Raw genomic sequence first — 17058 nt, 5'->3', positions numbered from 1 at the left:
TTGACTATGAAACGAATGTTTATAAACCTGTTGGTATGCTTGTTAATAAGCAGTTATCAACTTAAAAGCCAGACATTATATTCTGTTGATAAGTGGATGGAATATATAGAAGAAATGGCTTCGGAAACGGAAGATGAAGAGCGTATTGAAGCACTTTATACCGATCTTTCCTACCTTGTAGAACACCCTTTCGAACTCAATACAGTGACGGAGGGACAATTGAAACGTCTCCCTTTCCTATCCGATCTACAGATACGGGAACTGTTGGCATATCGTTTGCGCTATGGAAAAATGTTGACTCTTTATGAACTTAAAAATGTCGAAGCGTTCGATTTGGAGACGATTTCCTTGCTTGTCCCGTTTGTTTATATCGGTGAAATAATAGTTGATAAACGTCCTATTAGAGTGAAAAACTTGTTGAAACGAGGTTCTAATAGCCTTCAAATCAGATGTGACAGATGTTTTCAACAAAAGAAAGGCTATTGTTCATATCCTGACAGTGTACTACAGCAATATCCGAATCGGAAGTATTTGGGAGAGCCGTTTTATCATTCTGTTCGTTATTCGTATGCATTCGATGAACGTATCCGGTTCGGTCTGGTCGCAGAAAAAGATGCGGGAGAACCTTTCTGGAATGAATATCATAAAGGGTATGACTACTATTCGGTACACCTCTTTCTGAAAGAGATGAATAAATGGTTGAAAAGTCTTGCCATAGGCGATTATAAAATATCTTTCGGGCAAGGTCTGGTGATCAGCAATGATTTTTCTCCCGGCCGGAATGCCCTTGTCTCGCAAGCGGAAAGAAGGACGAACGGATTCCGTCGTCATTTTTCAACCAATGAAAACGACTTCTTCCGGGGAGCGGCTGCTACCGTCAACTGGAAAAAGTTAGATATCAGCCTGTTCTATTCGTATCGGAAGTTGGATGGAAGTGTGGACAGCACGATCGTTACTTCGTTCAAAACGGACGGTTTGCATCGTCTGGTGCGGGACAGGGAGAAAATGCGTGACGTTTCCATGCGGACATATGGCGGGAACATACGATATGCAACACCCGATTTATGTATCGGCCTGACCGCCCTCTCCTATTCCTTTGGAAACGATTCGATACAGCCTGATCCGAAACCTTACAACCTTTTCTATTTTCGCGGTAACCGGAATTGGAATGTCAGTGTGGATTATCTGTTGAAAAATAAGTTGATCAAGTTTTACGGCGAAACGGCTTTAAGCCGGAATGGGGCGGTTGCCTCCCTGAATGCCTTGCAGCTGACGCCTGCTTCTTATTTTTCCCTGTTGTTATTGTATCGTTATTATGATAAACGCTATCAGGCTTTTTTCGGGAATGCTTTTTCACAAAACTCGGCTGTCCGGAATGAACAGGGAGTGTATATGGGAATGCAATGGACGCCTTTTGTCCGCTGGAAGTTGTCCGCGTATGCGGATGTATTCCGGTTTCCTTGGCTGAGATATGGAGTGGATGCGCCGTCGACGGGAAAGGAATATATGCTTCAGCTCGATTATACACCGAGCCGGAACCTATCCGTGTACGTCCGTTATAAACACAAACAAAAGGAAGATATAGAACCCTACCGTCAACAGCGTTTGCGGATGCAAGTATTGTATGCGGTTTCTTCGTCCGTCTCGTTGCGGACATCCGCAGACGGCATTTGTTATGCGGAAGCAAACGAAAAGAGCAGGGGGTGGATGATTGCCCAGGGCGTAGGTTGGAAACCGGTTGATATCCCTGTTCAGACAGATTTTTATGTGGCAGGCTTTCATACGGATAATTATCAGACCCGGATATCCTCTTATGAAAAGAATATCTTATATGCCTTCAATATGCCTTCCTTTTACGGAAAAGGAGTCCGGCTGGCACTTTCTTTCCGGTGGGATATCGTGAAGCGACTTTCACTTTCCGCTAAATTCGGATACACGTATTATGCTGATCGCGATGTGATCGGCACCGACTTGGAAGAGATCGAAGGGCATATCAAAACAGATGTATATACATTGTTGCGCTGGAAATTCTGATAACTTTTGTAGCTTTGCATTCAAATATAAATTATTATGTCTACAATTCTTTTTGATAAAATAGTATTCGGGCCGGTCCATAGCCGTCGGTTAGGTGTTTCTTTGGGTATGAACCTGCTTCCCACAGACGGGAAACTTTGTTCGTTCAACTGCATCTATTGTGAATGCGGACTGAATGAGAACCGTCGTACGCGTAGTAAACTGCCGACCCGTGCGGAGGTAAAGGAAGCTCTGATCGATAAATTGTCTTCCATGCAGGCGGAGGGTATCGCTCCTGATGTAATCACTTTTGCCGGGAATGGCGAACCTACCATGCACCCGGAATTTGCCGGTATCATCGACGATACGATCGAGACCCGTAACCGCTTTTTCCCGAAAGCAAAGATTGCTGTCCTTTCCAATTCGACCATGCTTCATAAGGAGGATGTTTTCCTGGCATTGAATAAGATTGAAGATAATATATTGAAGCTCGATTCCGTATCGGACAGTCGCATCGGGCAACTGAATGTGCCGAATTCCCCGTCCTTTACTTTCGACCGATTGCTGGAACAGCTTTGCCGTTTCAATGGCAATCTGATTATCCAAACCATGTTCCTGAAAGGAGAGGTTGATGGCAAAAGCGTGGCGAACACGACCGAATCCGAAATATCCGGCTGGCTGGAGGCTCTGAAGCAAATCAAGCCTAAACAGGTCATGATCTATACAATAGATCGCGAAACGCCCGTAAAGAACCTGAAGAAGGTGACAAAAGACGAACTGGAAGCAATTGCCGACCGTGCACGTCGGGAAGGGTTTGAGGTGACGGTATCGGCGTGAAAATTAAGAATTAAAAATTAAGAATTAAAAAATGGAAGATTGAAAGATATTGCAATATCCTATAGTCTTCCATTTTTTAATTCTCAATTTTCCATTTTTAATTTTTAAATCCCTTAATCACCTTTATCTCGCCGTCCGTATGAAGACGGAAGAAGTAAATACCGGAGGGAAGGGAACCGGTTTTAATGATATTTCCCGGATATTTCAGATGCATGAATTTTTTACCATCGATAGAAAATACTTCCAGTAAATTAACCGGTTTATTGCTTGTCAATTGTATTTGTTCCTTGAATACGGTAGGAGTGAGCGATATTTCAGAAAGAGCTATATTTTCAATATCTACGCTTGCATCATAGACAATATCTTTTATATCACTCTCTTCTACGCCATATTGGGCCGATACTCCATATATGTTATCAATAACGGAGGTTTGTTTGTCCGTATATTCTCTTTCGGTAGGAGCTACAGATGCGAGCTTAGTATTATTTTTGTAGATATTATATTGGGTGATTTCAGGAAACGCAGTAATTGAATTACCTTCCTGAACTAAAGATTTCAATTGAGACTCTCGGATATCAAAAGAATGTGTCGATTTCTTGATTGCAATTGGTTTACTGTCTGTACCTAAGCTCCGGAGTTGGGTTACCTTTCCTTCTTCGGAACTGACGATTGCCGATAAAACAATGTTACAATCGATATCATCCTGCAAAAGTTCCCAGGTTTTGCCATCCATAGAAATTAAATTTCCTTTTTGATCGATTGCCGGTCCTTCATCCAAATAAACAGGATAAGTTGTCTTATTATATTTTTTAACATGAAAGGCAACAATTAAATCTTCATTTGCATCGATTGTAAACGGAGTTTTTAAAGGGACTGAGTATATTTCATACGGATCATAAGATGTCACGTCTTGTTCGTATGTCCGGTCTCCTTGCACGATGTATACGGAATACTCGACATTCGCTTCAGGAAAGAAGTTTACGGAAGTAATGGTTTTAGTATCGATTGCTTCTAATTCCTTTGCTTCCCATCTTTGTCCTGCATAGAAAGGTTCACCTTCAAGTCCGATCATATAGGTGACATCCTGGCTTCCCCAGCCGATTATTTGTTTGTATACAGGTGCTTTCCAGCTTATTTTTATAGTATTGTCAGGACTAAGTGCCGCTTTTACTTCGGTTGGTTTTTGCAATGAGGTGTTATACTCTTTGCCTGATTGCGACATCCCGTTAAGTAAAGTCACTCCTGATCCGGTAGGGTCTAACCATTTGTCCATGCGTCCGGTATCGGCTTGGCTGTATTTGTTCCAGTGATAAAATAATTTGCCATAGAGGTTTATGCCTTCCGGATCTTCACAACTCGAATTTCCTCCGCTTAATGTTCCGATTATCAGTTTATTTTGATTGAATACGGGTGAACCGGACGAACCGCCTTCCGTGACACTGTGCCCGTTTGGCGTTTCGTCGAATATGATATTCCAGTGTGCATTTGCCGTTCCTGTTTCATCGCTATCGGAATTTTTCCAAGTGGCGCTTGAAGGCAAATGATTGCCATACGTGGATATTTTCTTATAATCTCCACCTGGGTGATGGATTCCTACTCCGGACAAGCTCATGCTATTGGTCCGATCCCATCCGTTGAAGTAAACGTCATAGCTTTCCGGAATATTTTTGTTTAGCAATAACAATAAGCCGTCTGATCCTTTTTCTATCGGTATGGAAACAACTTTCGAACATCCGACCATTGTCTTATAATTCTGAATGGGAGATGTATTGTCGCATCCTGAATGTTCAAAATGGAAATAGAATAACCATTGATTGTAATCGTCTTTGCTGGTCGACGTATTGTGTTCCAGGTCTTCCGTACAATGAAAAGCTGAAAGTATATAAGGTTTTTTGTCTTTGGCCGTATTGTTGACTAACGAACCGCTGCACAGAAAGGCATAGTTTCCTATTTTTTCAATCATCCGGCAGACTCCTTTTCCTTGGTTTTGCCATTCGTCTCCCTCTTCACAGTTTATATTTACCATGCAGGGACCCGAAAGCTCCTCTTCGGTATCTTTGAAGCGGTTGGAAACAAACAAATGATTGTACCCGTAACCTACTTCATCGATATAGATACGCGGTTTTTCACCGCTTGCAGCTGCTTCATATTCAAGGATGATATCGTCACCGGCCACAAATTCGGTTGCAAATTTTGACGTAACGGAGTTTGCGTGTGTAAAAGCGCCGATTACATGCGACTTATCAGCATTGTAAATGAATAAACGTCCTCCTTCCGGGATATAGAACTCTTTATAATAAAGCATTAATGCGATTGCATTTTTGGCTTGTAAACGTAATTGCCATATCTTTTCACCTCCGGGCAATGTTATCCAGTTTCCCGCATTGTCTATGCTTAAATCGGTCTGTATGAGTTTGGAAACTTTCAGCGGCGCCCCCTGGCTGACCTGCCATCTGTCGACTGTTTTCAGGTCTTCGACGCTGAAGTCGATGGGAATCCGGACGGTTGGCAGATCGCTTTTCAGTGTGTTTTGATACTTGAAGGAGGCGGGTGTTCCACCTTCGCTGATTTGTGCGTAAACGGATTCAGGAAAAGTCGTTCCTGCCAGTAACAGGAGCAGGCTTATCAGCGGAAAGAGAACCTTCTTGTTCATAGGTTTTATTCTTTAATGTGGTGACAAATGTAATATTTATTTCTGATTCGGATAGGGGTTTTTTCAAATTCTGTGTCTACTGAATAAAGTAAATGTATAAAACAATGGAATCACCGAATAGCAAACAGAACGTACCGCAGCTTTGGTATTGGAGCCAGCCGGAAAATGGATTTAGTTTTGAAGATGCGGAAACGATCGCTAAAGAATTCATATTTGAAGCAAAGCAGGATAAATATAAATCGGGCGACCGTTTCCTTCACATCGTGTTTATGTAGTCGCTTCGCGTGCTTTTGCCACAGCTTCGTTTATATTGCTGCAAATATTTTCCGTTCCGATCTTTTTGTCGAAACCCGATTTGACAAGTACGCGGCGTACATGCTCGTTCACACCCGAAAGGATCATGTGGATATGTTCGGCTTGTGACATGCGGAAGAGGTTCTCCAGGTTATGCAATCCGGTCGAGTCCATAAAGGGGACCTTGCGCATGCGGATGATACGGATCTTCGGTTTGTCGCCCATATTGTGCATGATATCGTCGAACTTGCTGGCCACCCCGAAGAAGAACGGGCCGTCGATTTCATATACTTCCACACCTTTAGGGAGGGAAAGGACTTCCTCGTCATGGTGGATTTCACCATCGTCCGAAAGGTCGATCTCGTCTTTTACTACCGACACATGAGTCGTTTCGGCCACACGTTTCATAAAGAGGAACATGGCGATAAGCAATCCGACTTCGATCGCGATCGTCAAGTCGAAGATCACCGTCAGGAAGAAAGTCACCAGCAATACCGACACGTCGCTTTTCGGATTCTTCATCAGCGAACGGAACGTACGCCACTCGCTCATATTATAAGAAACGATAATCAACACACCCGCCAGGCAAGCCATCGGGATATGTTTGGTCAACGGGCCTAAAAAGAGCAAAATCAGCAGCAACACGATCGCATGGATGATGCCGGCCACTGGTGTACGTCCGCCGTTGTTGATATTGGTCATCGTACGGGCAATCGCTCCGGTCACAGGAATACCGCCGAAGATCGGCACGATGATGTTGGCAGCCCCCTGTGCGATCAGTTCGGTGTTGGAGTTATGCTTGTCGCCCGTGACACCGTCGGCCACCGTAGCGGAGAGCAACGATTCGATCGCTCCTAACATTGCGATAGTAAAGGCGGAAGGAAGCAAGAGGTTGATCGTCTCCATATTGAAGCTGATAGCTTCCGGTCCGGGCAGGGAGGCGTTGATGGTGAAACGGTCTCCGATCGTTTCGATCCCCGTGATCCCCAAATGATAACGCATGACATAGACAACGACTGTCATCAGGATAATAGCGATCAGCGAACCGGGGATTTTCTTCGAAAACTTCGGTGTGACGGCGATGATCACGATACTGGCGAGTCCGATCAATAGCGACCATAGGTTCACCGTGTCGAAATGTTCGAAATAGGCGATCCATTTGGAGATAAAATCCGCCGGAACCTTATCCATCGTCAAGCCGAAAAGGTCTTTCATCTGTGTGGTAAAAATCGTCAGGGCGATACCGCTGGTGAAACCGACGACAATCGGGTAGGGGATAAACTTGATAACCGTCCCTAATTTCAATGCCCCCATGATCACTAAGATAATACCCGCGACCACGGTGGCGATGGCCAGCCCTTCGATCCCGAAATTCTGGATAATGCCATATACGATTACGATAAACGCACCTGTCGGTCCTCCGATCTGCACGTTGTTACCGCCTAATAGCGATACGATGAACCCGCCGATAATGGCTGTGATCAATCCCTTTTCCGGGCTTACTCCCGAAGCGATACCGAAAGCAATAGCCAGTGGCAACGCCACGATCCCGACAATAATACCGGCCATCAGGTCGGTCATAAATTTCTCCTTCGAGTAGTTTTTCAGCGCCGATACCAGCTTGGGCTGAAAATCAAACTTATTCTTCATCTTTCTGCCTGATTATTAAAAAATGCTGCAAAGGTACAAAAAAAGTAGATTGTATAATATATTCTTAAATAGAAAACAGAGTAACTCTGTATATGTTCGGCTTTTATTTTAAAAAAACAACAATAACCCCCTCAAAAGAGACGTTTTTTTATCTTGTTGATAATCAGTGTTATAATATATATAAGATTATTAATAAATATTACCCGCAATAGAAAATCGAAAAATATGGGATAGAAATCTCATTTTTATGGGGTAGTATTTCGATTTGGACCAACGGGTATTTTGTAAAAATAGACAATAAGACAAGAAGGAGTGAAGACGATGGACGCAAGTTGATTAGAATCGGAATAAATTTCGATTCCCGAACCCGGAGTATGGATGGTTGGGAGATTGTGTGACGTATGTCAGATATTGACAAAATGTCGGATTAGCTATCTTCAGGTTTGCCTGTATGTGTCTGTGGCCGGAGTGATTACAAATAAGCTAAGGAAACGGAAGATACGATTGTCATTTTGTTTTCGGAATTGCTTCGATATCTATTTTTGGCAGGCTGAAAAGCGGAATGATGGTCGAAAAACAGATTGTAGTGTCGATCGGAAGGCTATATTCCCGTCAAAATGTCAATCGCCAAATACCTTTCTGATCAGACTTGTGAGGTGTTAAAATAGCTTTTAAATGCCTTTTTCAACTCTTTCGTACTCCCTTTTTTCCTTTGTTTTGGCTCTTCCGGAAAAATCATCTAAATGATTTTCCGGATTCATCCCGTTGGTTTGCCTGAAATATCTAAATGTTTTTGGAAAAACATCCGGATCATTTTAAAAATCATTTAGATGATTTGGGGAAGAGCTCTGAAAATAGATAATCTTTCGCCTGAAAGATTTGAAAACAGAAATATGTATGTCAGCAAAAACGTTCGAAACAGAATCTTCTGAAATGGATTCGGATGTATTCATTGAAAATTTGTTATATTTGCAAACAAAGTCTATATACATGAAAAACGCCTTAAATATATTATTGCTGTTGTTTTTGGTTTATCTGTTGGCTTGTACCAACCGCCAGACAGCAGAAATTTTGCCTGAATTGACCCGCGCAGAATCTTTGATGTATAACCATCCTGACAGTGCGTTATTGTTGTTGGAAAATATGAGTCCTCCTTCATCCTCCGATAAATTGCAGAATGCAACCTGGAGTTTGTTACTGGTGCAAGCGCGAGATAAAAATTACATAAAACATAGATCTGATTCTTTGGTGAATGTGGCTTACGATTACTTTATGAAACAAGAAGATCCGAATCGTCGGGCTTTGGTGTTGAATTATGAAGGTCGTGTAAATGAAGATTTGGGTGAGGTTGAGAAGGCAACGGAGTTTTATTTGCGTGCGGCTGATGAGGTGAAGAAGACGGAAGATTACCGGTTAGGATATTTGATAAATTCTAATTTGGGGATGATTTATGCTTATCGGGGTCTTAATCAGGAAGGATTATTGGCTTTTCAGGAAGCATATGAATTGGCAGAACAATCGCAGGATAGCTTTTATATTGCTTTTTCTTTAATCTATTTAGCAAGAATATATGGAAATATGGAACAATGGGATAAATCAATATCATCATATAATCAATCAATCAATATTTCTGTACAAGCAAATGATAAAAAGAGTTTGGGGACAGCTTTAAGTGAATTGGGAGGTATTTATCAAGCCATAGGAAAATATGAAATGGCTCTTGTTTGTTTAAAAAGAGTTGAAAATGAAAAATTATATAATAAAAGAACATTTCCGCAAGTTTGCTTAGTATTAGGTAATGCATATAAATCTATAGGAAAATATGATTCTGCATCTTTCTATTTAAATAAAGTGCTTGTTACAGATAATATGTATACAAAGAGGAGCGCTTATCAATATTTATATTTAATGCACAGGGACGTGCATAACTATGAAAAGGCAATCAAGTATAATGAAAATTATTGGCAATGCCGTGACTCTGTAGATCAGATCAACCGTAGTCATATGGTTGCTGAAATTCAAGCAAAATATGATCATGAAAAATTGAAAAACGAAAAGATTACTTTGGAGTTGGAAAAAAGCCAACTGTTGAAGAGTAGCCTTTTTATCTTGTCTTTATTGCTTTTGGCTATGGTGGTACTTGTTTATATCTATCAACGGCGTTTGTTGACAAGGGAGCGCACGATTCAAGAAGATAAGGATTTATTACGTCAATATACTAAGCAGCTAAATGAAAATGATTTGACAATTCGTAAAAATGAGGTACGCATAAAAGAATTATCCGATGAAATATCTAATCATACAGGTTTGGAAGATTCGATTAAGGAACAATCGTCTGAAATAGAAAGTCTGCACAACCGGAACAATAGTTTGCAGGAAGCCAATAAGTCATTGCAGGAAAATATCGATAAGTTCACACAATCGTTACAACAAAAAGACAGTGAACTTGAAGATTATAAGAAACTCACGGATGAAAATATTCGTTTGCGGAATAGAGAAAAGTTCTTATGTGACCAATTGATAAAACGAACAACCATATTGAAAGAACTTCGTTTATCTCCAAAATATATCAAAATGCAAGTTGAATGGGAAGGTATTATTGAAGCGGTTGATCTCTTGCATGATAATTATACAGTCCGTTTACGCGAACAGTTCTCATCTTTGACTGAAAGCGATCTTCAAATCTGTTGCCTGATAAAACTTCATCTGAATAATAGTACGATTGCTACCTTAACAGGAATTTCCCCAGCTTCTGTGACGAAGCGTAAACAGCGGATGAAAGAGCGGATGGGATTGGATTTAGCAGAAAATGAATCGTTAGATATGTGGTTACAGGGGTATTGAAGTGAATGTCCACTTTTTTTAGTTGCCAAAAAAAGTAATATATTGGTTAATAATATATTATGTGTCTGTTTTTATGTATATGTGTCCACCTGTTGTACAGGTCTTTTGCTTGTTTCACATAGTCTATGCGAATAACTTTGTAACACGAATCAGTCATTAAAAATTGAAGGTATTATGAAAACAGACAAAGAAATTATGGCATGGACCACACGTGTGATGGTAACATTAGTTTTGAGTATGTCTATCGGATTTTTAGTGTATGCGGATAAATCCGGGGCTAAAATTGTTTTAGATGGTAACTGGTTTGAAGGTTCAAGAAGTATTTCACCCTCTACTCCTCTTTCCGCTTATATTACAGGTGATCTTTTATTTATCCAATGTTCGACCCTCCGTTCCGACATTACTATCACTATCGTAAAAAATAAAATTATTGTTTACGAACAAAACGTTCCTGCTGCTCAGACAACTAATATCGAAATATCTGTTACAGGTTGGGAAGAGGCTAACTATACGCTCAAGCTGAGAAATCAGTGGGGCGGATATCTTTATGGGGACTTTTCAATATAAAAATGTATTATACAAATTGTTTAACTAAAAATTTAAGAGTATGAATAGTTTAATGACTTTACCAATTGACTTGGTTGAAAGATTAGAAGTTGAAGAACTACTTACTGTGAATGGAGGAGGTTATATTGTTTTTGCTTCTCCCAATAATGGTAGTGGTACTTGTAGTGGTACTAATAATGGTACTGGAAAGTGTAGTGGTACTAATAATCATGACGGTAGATGTGGTGGAACAAATAATGGTAGTGGAGCATGTCAACCGACACCTCCACCTCCACCGGGTCCTGCATTAGGTTAGATTGATAAGTAAGGGTAGTCTAATATGTTTGCATGAAATGATAAAATTAAGACTACCCTTATTTTGATGATTATTAATTAAAACAAATATAATATTAGACATGAAAAAAACATATTATCAATTTTGTACTGAATTAGAGAATCAGATTTATTTGCATTATAATACGTTCAGTAATAAGTTCATGCTATTGAATAAAAAGAAACATGATCTATTTGAATTAGACTGCCAAGAAATAAAAAAGAAAGATGATGATTTTTATAAAGAATTGGTTGATAATCATTTTATTGTTGAAGATTCTTTTAACGGATACGAAATTGCTAATTATATAATCAAACAAAAAATGTTTGATTCATCTATGTATCAGATTGTAGTTAATACAACTTTGGATTGTAATTTGAATTGTTGGTATTGCTATGAGAATCGTATATCTGGTAGTAAATTAAAAAGAGAAGTTGTTGAAGCTATAAAAAATAATATAGAGTTAGAGTATTCCTGCTTATCTTATAAAACACTAAAGTTTTCATTTTTCGGAGGAGAACCATTTATAGAGTTTGAAAAAATTAGAGAGCTGTTATCCTTTACGAAAATTTTTTGTAAAGAAAAAAATATTGAATTAATAGCAGATTTTACGACTAATGCTACATTAATAACCTCCGAACATGTAAAATTTTTGAAAGATTTTGAATGTCATTTTCAAATTACTTTGGATGGTGATAGAGTGGTCCATAATAAAATAAAAAAAGATAAATATAATCCGGGTGATACATACCAAAAAGTAATAGATATTCTTAGATTAATAGATTCAGAAATTCCTAAACATTGGTTGGCTGTGCGAATAAATTTTGATAATCGAACACTTGAAAAGATAGATGAAATTATATCCGATATAGATTTTTTAGACAGAAAGACTTGTTATGTAATATTAAAAAAAGTATGGCAAATATCAACTGATAAAGTTAATGTTCCATTATTACACGAAGCAATCCAGAAATTTTTTGACAAAAAATTTCTTTTAGATTATTATATTATGCCTAAAGGATGTGTATGTTTTGCTCAAAGACATAGAGAAACTTTGTTTAATTATGATGGAAAGATATTTAAATGTACAACAATATCAGATTTTGATGATACCAATTCATTGGGACAATTGGAATTTGAAACAGGAAATATTCAGTGGAACTTAAATAAAATAGCTTTATGGATGAAAGACGAACAACCTGAAACTTGCAAACTATGTAAATGGTATCCTGTATGTTTTGGTATATGTAGTAAACAGATATTAGCACATCCAAATGAAAAAATGTGTACATTTGATGCCATCAATATGAACACTCAGGAGTATTTGATATATTCTTTTAAGTATCATCTTTTGCAAAACGAACTATATAAGATGTGAAATAATAAAATCATACGATATGAAAAAACTTTGGTTATGTTTGATTTTTCTTTTGAGTGCGCTGGTAGGACGGGCTCAATATGATTTTTCAGGATCTGTGTTGGACGAGAATGACAAAGTAGCACTTTCCGGTGTACAAGTCATACTGTTTGTAAATGATACACTGACCGCTATGGACATGACAAACACCAAGGGTAAATTTTCTATCAAAAATCTGTCGCAAGGTAAATATCTTTTACATATCGAGCATCCGGGATACACGCTTTTAGAAACTGAATATGAGATTCGACAGGATATGAAGGTTCAACTTGGCCTAATGAGGGAAATGAGTTTCACGTTGGACAGCGTTGTCGTAACTGCATCTGCCAGCGACCGGATTAAGAGAACAGCTACAGGTTCTATCTATCGCTTGTCTGAACAAGCAAAAAACAGTGGCAATCCTTTTCAGGCATTAAAGGAAATTCCACAATTGAGTGTGAATGTCGCGACTCAATCCGTCACGATGAATAATGGACAATCGCCTTTGATCCTGATTAACGGAAAAATGGTCAATACCGGAATAGCACCTATCGACCCCAAAGAGATCGAATCGGTGGAAGTCGTTGATGTCGTAGGAGCCCGTTATCTTCGGAATAATGTGCATAAGATATTAAATATCAAATTAAAGAATAAGACAAAACCTTATGTCTTTTTTGAAACGATGGGACGACATGACTTTCCTTTAAACAAGAGTGTAAGTGCCCTATATTTTGAGATCGGAAATCCTAAATATTCCTTGTACAGCAGAGTGGCGGGAGGATATACTTATCGCAATAAAACGGAATCGAACGGTTGGCAGAAAAACGATGGTTATTTCAAGCAGTTTGATGCTGAAAACAAGGATAAGGGCTTTAACTTCTTAGGAGAATTGCTATATAAATGGGAAATAACTCCAAAAGATTATCTCGCAGCCCACGTTTATGGAAAAAAGAACAGAGCCGAGTCTGAAATGTGGGGAGACGGTATATGGCAGACAGATCGCGAACAAGCGTTTACGACAAAATCAGCTAACAAGGATGATTCCTATATATTTACTGGAAGCCTCTATCATCAACATACTTTTACGGACGAACAGATATTGGAAACGACTTTTGCTTTCAATAAAAATAAAAATGAAAACGATGGAAACCAACGGGAAACGTATCCGGATTGGGTTTATGATAATCGATACCTGTTTAAGAACGACCGGGCATCCGGCCGTTTGAACATTGATTATTCTTATAACTGGGGAGAATCAAACAGCTTGAATATTGGCAGTCAGACTAATTTTGTCAATGACCATGTCAATCGTGTTTCCAGCAATTATCCTATTTTCCATCACCGTCAATGGGACGAATTTCTATATGGAGCTTTTAGCAGCCAAATCGGCAAATTTTATTATATGGGATCTGTAGGAGTAGAGGGAATCTGGCTAAAGGCTGGCGATGACTCCCACCATTATTTTAAACCGAGAGGTTCGGTTAGCGGAACTTACAATTTCAATGATCACAATTCTCTGCAAATGGGATATACATTGACCAATAATTCGCCATCTATCGAGATGTTGAATCCATACAATACATCTACCGACTCTTTGGTAATTACAGTCGGTAATCCTTATTTGCTGCCTTCCCAAACGCATGATTTCAGCCTTTCATATACACTTGATAAAAAAGGCTTTTATTTATCTCCATCTATAAGTTACCAGTTGAATACGGATATTATAGAGCCTTATGGATACAGCAAGAATGGCATTTATACCAGCAGCTACAGGAATAACGACAAGTATCAAACATTGATATTGGATTTATCTCTAAGTTACAGAACTAAATGGGGGCGTGTTTATGGAGGAGGTGGCCATCGTGTAGATTATTTTACCGGACAAACGGGTAAGAAGAGTTTTTATGTAAATTTCGGAGGGATGGCTTGGTATAAAAAGTTTACGTTTAACGCGGACTTTTCTTATAATAATTCAGTTTATACGGCTATTTCACGGACAAAATACCGGACTCCGGATTATTCTTTGCTGCAGGTCATTTATAATTTTACAAATAATTTTTATGTTTCTGTCGGTTTGGAATATTTTACAGGGCCGGTACGTACCGATACTTATACATATAGCGGTAATTATCAAAGTTTCTCTTCTGTCAAAATGGTTGATAAGGGTTGGCATCCCTGGTTCCTGATTCGTTATACGTTTCGAAAAAACAGAGAGCGGAAGATCAAGTTGGGTAATGTTATTAACAGTACGGAAGAAGGTATTTCGGTTCGTCGCAAATAGTTGGGCTTATGTCAAATTTTCCTATTACAAAACAACATGATGGTATGCAATGCGGACTTGCATGCCTTCAAATGATCTGTCGTTTTTATGGAAAAGATTATTCTTTGGATAGCTTGTCCCATTTTTGTTTTGTGACAACGTTAGGTATATCTATGCAAGGGCTTTCAGAAGCAGCAGGTAAGATAGGATTTCAGACACTTTGTGGACGAACTACGATTGAGGCTTTTGAACAGGCTTCATTACCGTGCATATTGTATTGGAGCCAAAGTCATTTTGTTGTCCTTTATAAAATAAAAAGAAAAAAAAGAAAAAATTTTTTTTATGTTGCCGATCCCAATATTGGATTGTTAAAATATACAGAGAATGAGTTCAAGGAATATTGGTTGAGTTCCCTATCAAAGGGAGAGGATAAAGGTATTGCTATGTTTCTTCAACCTACACCTTCTTTTTTTGAAAGGAAAGATGATAAAAAAAAAGTAAACCGTTCTTTTGGTTTTCTGTTTAATTACTTCAAACAGTATAGACGTTATTTTTGGCAGATTATATTAGGACTTGGAATAGGTTGTGTATTACAATTGATTTTTCCTTTTTTGACACAAGCGATTGTTGATATTGGTATTACGCATCGGGATCTTCATTTTATATATTTGATATTGGCAGGTCAGTTGATTTTGACAATAAGTCGGACATCGGTCAATTTTATCCGTAGTTGGATTTTATTGCACATTAGTATGCGGATTAATATTTCATTAGTATCAGATTTCTTTATCAAATTGTTGAAATTACCAATGTCTTTTTTTGACACAAAATTATTGGGTGATTTGATGCAACGAATGGGAGATCATGACCGAGTGGAAAAATTTTTGACGACACAGATGTTAAATGTCACGTTTTCGTTATTGAGTTTATTTGTATTTAGTATTGTGTTGTTGAGCTATAATTTATTGATATTTGGAGTGTTTCTTATAGGAAGTATCTGTTATACGATATGGATTGCTATATTTTTGGACAAACGGAAACAAATAGATTATCTTTATTTTGAAAAACAAGCAAAAAACAACAATAAAACATACCAGTTTTTGACTTCTATGCAGGAAATTAAATTGCAAGATTGTGAACAGCGTCGTCGCTGGGATTGGGAAGATGTACAGGTTGAGCTACTGGAAACTGATATGAAAAGTCTTAAGTTACAACAAACACAGGAAGCAGGCAGTATTTTTATTAATGAAATAAAGAATATTATTATTACAGTTTTATCGGCAACGGCAGTTATTAATGGTAATATGACCTTGGGTATGATGTTAGCTGTACAATATATTATCGGGCAGTTGAATGTACCTATAGAACAGTTGATGAGTTTTATTTATTCCATGCAGGATGTAAAAATAAGCTTAGAGCGTATAAATGAAATACATGAAAAGGAAAATGAAGAAAGTCATCCAAATGCCTTTACAACTTTTCAAGGTATGGATAAAAGCTTACGGTTACATCAAGTAGATTTTAAATATGATCCGCATAATCCTCAGAAAGTTTTAGATCAAGTAGAATTTCAGATTCCAGAAGGAAAAGTGACTGCTATTGTTGGAACCAGTGGGAGTGGAAAAACTACTATTATTAAATTGTTGCTTGGATATTATCGCGTATTAGGAGGCGAAGTTTTTATTGGGCAAACGCCTTTGAGCCATTACAATTTGAAATGGTGGCGCAGACAGTGTGGCGTTGTTATGCAGGATGGCGTTATCTTTTCAGAGTCAATAGCACGTAACATAGCTGTAGATGACGGCGATATAGATAAAGATAAATTAATAAATGCTGCCCGCATGGCAAATATCGAAGATTTTATCTTACGTCTTCCTTTGAAATATAATACATTAATAGGACAGGACGGAATAGGACTGAGTCAAGGCCAAAAGCAGAGAATATTGATTGCAAGGGCTATTTATAAAAATCCACAATATATATTTTTAGATGAGGCCACTAATGCATTGGATGCTAATAATGAACGTACTATTGTGGAAAATTTGACAAAGTTTTACAAAGGTAAAACTGTTATTGTTGTTGCACATCGCCTGAGTACAGTCAGAAATGCTGATCAAATTATTGTGTTAAATAAAGGACAAATTATTGAGATAGGAAAACATGCTGATTTAATTGGGGCTCAAGGAACTTATTATAATTTGGTAAAGAATCAGTTAGAATTAGGAACTTAA

At 38.5% G+C, this 17058-nt stretch carries 11 protein-coding genes; 9 read left to right on the top strand and 2 right to left on the bottom strand.

Annotated elements, in window-relative coordinates:
• Positions 1-6 precede the first annotated feature (6 nt).
• Complete coding sequence (locus tag ACW6QF_RS03425; RefSeq protein WP_456086833.1) at positions 7-2034, top strand: helix-hairpin-helix domain-containing protein; 2028 nt, start codon at positions 7-9, stop codon at positions 2032-2034.
• Between the two features lie 36 nt (positions 2035-2070).
• Positions 2071-2850 carry a radical SAM protein gene (locus ACW6QF_RS03420; protein ID WP_456086832.1) on the top strand — a complete coding sequence of 260 codons (780 nt, stop codon included), beginning with the start codon at positions 2071-2073 and terminating at the stop codon, positions 2848-2850.
• A gap of 97 nt (positions 2851-2947) precedes the next feature.
• Here ACW6QF_RS03420 and ACW6QF_RS03415 read toward each other — a convergent pair whose 3' ends face one another.
• Positions 2948-5503, bottom strand: a complete 2556-nt coding sequence (locus ACW6QF_RS03415; protein WP_456086831.1) for a T9SS type A sorting domain-containing protein — start codon at positions 5501-5503, stop codon at positions 2948-2950.
• 104 nt (positions 5504-5607) lie between these two features.
• Here ACW6QF_RS03415 and ACW6QF_RS03410 point away from each other — a divergent pair, with 104 nt between their 5' ends.
• Positions 5608-5778 (top strand): hypothetical protein, encoded by a 171-nt coding sequence (locus ACW6QF_RS03410; RefSeq protein ID WP_456086830.1) that lies wholly within the window; start codon positions 5608-5610, stop codon positions 5776-5778.
• Here the strand turns inward: ACW6QF_RS03410 and ACW6QF_RS03405 are convergent.
• On the bottom strand, positions 5771-7447 hold the full coding sequence (locus ACW6QF_RS03405; protein ID WP_298548105.1) for a SulP family inorganic anion transporter: 1677 nt from the start codon (positions 7445-7447) through the stop codon (positions 5771-5773). The genes ACW6QF_RS03410 and ACW6QF_RS03405 overlap by 8 nt on opposite strands.
• An 897-nt stretch (positions 7448-8344) precedes the next feature.
• On the opposite strand from ACW6QF_RS03405, the gene ACW6QF_RS03400 reads away from it, so the two are divergent.
• The 6 genes from ACW6QF_RS03400 to ACW6QF_RS03375 all read left to right on the top strand — a co-directional run bounded on the left by ACW6QF_RS03400 (position 8345) and on the right by ACW6QF_RS03375 (position 17058).
• A complete protein-coding gene (locus ACW6QF_RS03400; RefSeq protein WP_456086829.1) occupies positions 8345-10291 on the top strand; it encodes a tetratricopeptide repeat protein in 1947 nt (648 codons plus the stop codon).
• 174 nt (positions 10292-10465) lie between these two features.
• Positions 10466-10858: a DUF3244 domain-containing protein gene (locus ACW6QF_RS03395; RefSeq protein ID WP_456086828.1), complete on the top strand. Its 393-nt coding sequence runs from the start codon at positions 10466-10468 to the stop codon at positions 10856-10858.
• A 40-nt stretch (positions 10859-10898) separates the two neighbouring features.
• Positions 10899-11153 (top strand): hypothetical protein, encoded by a 255-nt coding sequence (locus ACW6QF_RS03390; protein WP_456086827.1) that lies wholly within the window; start codon positions 10899-10901, stop codon positions 11151-11153.
• Between the two features lie 100 nt (positions 11154-11253).
• On the top strand, positions 11254-12549 hold the full coding sequence (locus tag ACW6QF_RS03385) for a radical SAM protein (RefSeq protein WP_456086826.1): 1296 nt from the start codon (positions 11254-11256) through the stop codon (positions 12547-12549).
• A 19-nt stretch (positions 12550-12568) separates the two neighbouring features.
• Positions 12569-14848 (top strand): TonB-dependent receptor, encoded by a 2280-nt coding sequence (locus ACW6QF_RS03380; RefSeq protein ID WP_456086825.1) that lies wholly within the window; start codon positions 12569-12571, stop codon positions 14846-14848.
• Positions 14849-14856: 8 nt separating this feature from the next.
• Positions 14857-17058, top strand: coding sequence for a peptidase domain-containing ABC transporter (locus ACW6QF_RS03375; protein ID WP_456086824.1), 2202 nt, complete (start codon positions 14857-14859; stop codon positions 17056-17058).

The organism is Parabacteroides sp. (genome assembly GCF_977054455.1).
Note: the sequence above shows the minus strand (reverse complement) of the source record. Positions and strands in the feature narration are given on the sequence as shown.

Bases quoted from the DNA above. Each gene is read 5' to 3' on its own strand.
- ACW6QF_RS03425 (WP_456086833.1), top strand. From the start codon at position 7: ATGAAACGAATGTTTATAAACCTGTTGGTATGCTTGTTAATAAGCAGT.
- ACW6QF_RS03420 (WP_456086832.1), top strand. From the start codon at position 2,071: ATGTCTACAATTCTTTTTGATAAAATAGTATTCGGGCCGGTCCATAGC.
- ACW6QF_RS03415 (WP_456086831.1), bottom strand. From the start codon at position 5,503: ATGAACAAGAAGGTTCTCTTTCCGCTGATAAGCCTGCTCCTGTTACTG.
- ACW6QF_RS03410 (WP_456086830.1), top strand. From the start codon at position 5,608: ATGGAATCACCGAATAGCAAACAGAACGTACCGCAGCTTTGGTATTGG.
- ACW6QF_RS03405 (WP_298548105.1), bottom strand. From the start codon at position 7,447: ATGAAGAATAAGTTTGATTTTCAGCCCAAGCTGGTATCGGCGCTGAAA.
- ACW6QF_RS03400 (WP_456086829.1), top strand. From the start codon at position 8,345: ATGTCAGCAAAAACGTTCGAAACAGAATCTTCTGAAATGGATTCGGAT.
- ACW6QF_RS03395 (WP_456086828.1), top strand. From the start codon at position 10,466: ATGAAAACAGACAAAGAAATTATGGCATGGACCACACGTGTGATGGTA.
- ACW6QF_RS03390 (WP_456086827.1), top strand. From the start codon at position 10,899: ATGAATAGTTTAATGACTTTACCAATTGACTTGGTTGAAAGATTAGAA.
- ACW6QF_RS03385 (WP_456086826.1), top strand. From the start codon at position 11,254: ATGAAAAAAACATATTATCAATTTTGTACTGAATTAGAGAATCAGATT.
- ACW6QF_RS03380 (WP_456086825.1), top strand. From the start codon at position 12,569: ATGAAAAAACTTTGGTTATGTTTGATTTTTCTTTTGAGTGCGCTGGTA.
- ACW6QF_RS03375 (WP_456086824.1), top strand. From the start codon at position 14,857: ATGTCAAATTTTCCTATTACAAAACAACATGATGGTATGCAATGCGGA.